Origin of the sequence: uncultured Methylobacterium sp. (genome assembly GCF_964251405.1) — a bacterium.
In the GTDB taxonomy this organism is placed as follows: domain Bacteria; phylum Pseudomonadota; class Alphaproteobacteria; order Rhizobiales; family Beijerinckiaceae; genus Methylobacterium.
This window is the reverse complement of record NZ_CAXUJR010000017.1, coordinates 12,666-15,440: the sequence shown is the minus strand read 5'-3', so window position 1 is coordinate 15,440 and position 2,775 is coordinate 12,666. Positions and strand designations below refer to the sequence as shown.

General features: G+C 66.3%; 1 protein-coding gene and 2 pseudogenes. 2 read left to right on the top strand and 1 reads right to left on the bottom strand.

Annotated elements, in window-relative coordinates; genetic code table 11:
• Nucleotides 1–290 (top strand): annotated as a pseudogene (locus tag ACFE7U_RS05250) (hypothetical protein); the annotation flags it as partial.
• Here ACFE7U_RS05250 and mazG read toward each other — a convergent pair.
• Nucleotides 291–1,154 (bottom strand): nucleoside triphosphate pyrophosphohydrolase, encoded by an 864-nt coding sequence (gene mazG / locus ACFE7U_RS05245; RefSeq protein ID WP_375408678.1) that lies wholly within the window; start codon nt 1,152–1,154, stop codon nt 291–293.
• Nucleotides 1,155–1,739: 585 nt separating this feature from the next.
• Here mazG and ACFE7U_RS05240 point away from each other — a divergent pair.
• A pseudogene (locus tag ACFE7U_RS05240) lies at nt 1,740–2,775 on the top strand (replication protein RepA); the annotation flags it as partial.

Genomic DNA, 2,775 nt, shown 5'->3' with positions numbered 1-2,775 from the left:
CCGGCCTGTGCGAAGTGGCCGGCAGCATCGGATTGATGACGCGGTCGTTCCGGCGTGCGGCGGGCCTGATGTTCACCCTCTACGCGATCGCGGTCTACCCGGCCAATCTCAAGCACGCGATCGAGGGGATCGTGGTGCCGGGCCTGCCCGAGAGCTGGTGGTATCACGGCCCACGGCTGGCGGCTCAGCCCGTCCTGGTGTGGTGGGCCCTGTTCGCCACAGGCTGGACATCCTGGCCGTTCTCGCGAGGGAGGGGAGCGGTTCCGGGCGGCAGCGGCTCGACGGCTTAGTTATTTGGAATATTCTTTATCGACCGAAAGGGTCGAGGGCTTGCGTTCCGTCTCCTTCACCCCCAGCCAGGCAGCTTCCATCGCGTCGAGATCCGCCGATTCGAGCGAGCGTCCAGCCCGCTCGAGCGTGGCCGCCATGGCGCCGAACCGTCGCTCGAACTTGGTATTCCCGTTGCGGAGCGCGTCTTCGGGATCGATTCCGAGATGCCGGGCGAGGTTGGCCACCGAGAACAGCAGGTCGCCGACCTCCTCGGTCGTGGCGACGGAATCGCCCTTCGCCATGGCGTCCTCGACCTCGTCGATCTCCTCGCGCACCTTGGCGAGGACATCGGCGGGATCGGACCAGTCGAAGCCGTAGGAGGCGGCTCTGCGCGACAGTTTCTCGGCCCTCGCCAAGGCCGGAAGCGCCTCGGCGATCCCAGCGAGGGGCCCTTCGGAGGACGGTTTGGACCTGCGTTCATCGTCCTTGATCTGCTGCCACATCGCGGCGATCCGGGCGGGGTCGCGGATCCGGCGGCCGGGTTCGAGCAATCGCCCCTCGGCGTCGAAGACGTGCGGATGGCGGCGGATCAGCTTCTCGAGGATCGCCCGGACGACGTCGTGAAAGTCGAACCGGCCGTCCTCGTCGGCGATCCGGGCCTGGAAGACCACCTGCAACAGGAGGTCGCCGAGTTCGTCCCGCAATTCCCCGGCATCACCGCCTGCCACGGCCTCGGCGACCTCGTAGGCCTCCTCCAAGGTGTAGGGGACGATGCTCGACGCGGTCTGGGCGATGTCCCAGGCGCAGCCATGCTCGGGATGGCGCAAGGTCGCCATGACGGCGAGGAGCTCATCGATGGTCCGTCGCTTATGGCTGCAGGTCACGGGATCCAGCCCTCGTCAGTGAACGTCAGATCCGTTGGTTCTGGATGACAACCCGAACCTCCGCAACGGATCCGTCCGGTGGACGATCTGTGGAGGACGGGTCGGAGAACTCTTTGAAAACCCCAAAATCGATCGCGCTTGCGTTCGTTCTTCATACCGGACGAGGGCCGCCGCAATTAGGAAAGATATCTGAAAGGATTCTCAGAAGAGTCATTTCTGAAGGTTATATGGTGTGGCGGAAAACCGATCGTGTTCAACGGCTTGAGCGCGATCCTGGTATCGACCTCTGCGTGGTTTCGTATCCGACTCTGCGCAGGCCCGTATCGATCTCTGCGCGGTCGCGGCGCCTCGTCGTATCGAACTCTGCGTGGATCCGAATAGAATTCGGCGGGGATAAGCCCCGATGCGTGTGAAGATCGGGGACGGTTCCGGGTGCCTCCCCGTATCGAACTCTGCGCTTTCGTCGGGACTCGGTCTAAGCCCGTTTGTCGAGAGCTGTCGCAGCCCATCCCTCGAACCGTGGGAAACGGGGATTTCTCCTCGAAAGTTCGGGCGGGTATCGACTCCTGACGGCTGGATCGTGCCATGGCTCTGGTGCCGGGGCTTTCAGCACGCGTCGGCGAGCGACGGAGAGGCGGGGTGTCGGGGATCGAGCGGATACTGGCCGGCATCCGTGATGCGGACCTCGTCGCCGAGGTCGAGGCGGCCCGCGGCGGCTTCCTGTTCGCCACCATCGCCGAGCACATCCTGCACCGGCAGCAGCTTCGGGACACCGAGGCCGCGACCCGCGCGGCCGTCAGCGATCGCCGCATCGGCATGGCCAGGGACCAGCGCCGGCGCGATGCCGTGCGCGAGGTCATCGAGAACGAGCCGACCGCGCCTGAGAACCTCCAGCACATCCACAGCGTGCTGGCCCTGTGCGGCCTGCCCTATCGCGATCCCGGCGCATCCCGCGAATTCTTCCGGGAATACGGCCGCAACTCCCTCAGCCTGCTCGCCGGCCGCCTCAAGAACCCGGCCAATGGCGAGATGGAGATGCAGGGGCTTCCCTACGGCCCCAAGGCGCGGCTCGTCCTCCTGCACCTGTGCACGGAGGCCGTGCGCCAGCGCAGCCCGACGATCGAGGTCGCCGACAGCCTGTCGGGCTTCATGAAGGAGATGGGATTCGCCGTCACCGGCGGCGAGCGCGGCACGATCCGCCAGTTCAAGGAACAGCTCAACCGCCTCGCGGCCTGCACCATGCAGATCGGCCTGTGGGACGGCGGCGACACCGCCCGCACCCTCAACGTTCCACCCTTCCGCCAACTCGCCCTGTGGCGACCGCAGGCCGGCGAGGGCCCGGTCTGGTCGAAGACGGTCCAGTTCCACCAGGATTTCTACGACAACCTGATCCGGCACGCGTTGCCCGTCGACATCAGGGCGGCCCGGGCCTTCTCAGGGTCCGCGCGCAAGCTCGACCTGCTGTTCTGGGTCGGATACCGCCTGCGCGCCCTGCAGCGGCCCCTGCGCCTCACCTGGGGCAACCTCCACGGCCAGTTCGGAGCCGACAACGCCAGCATCCGCAGCTTCCGCCAGGCCTTCAAGGCCGACGTCGCCCACCTGCACGAGGTCTTTCCGCGCC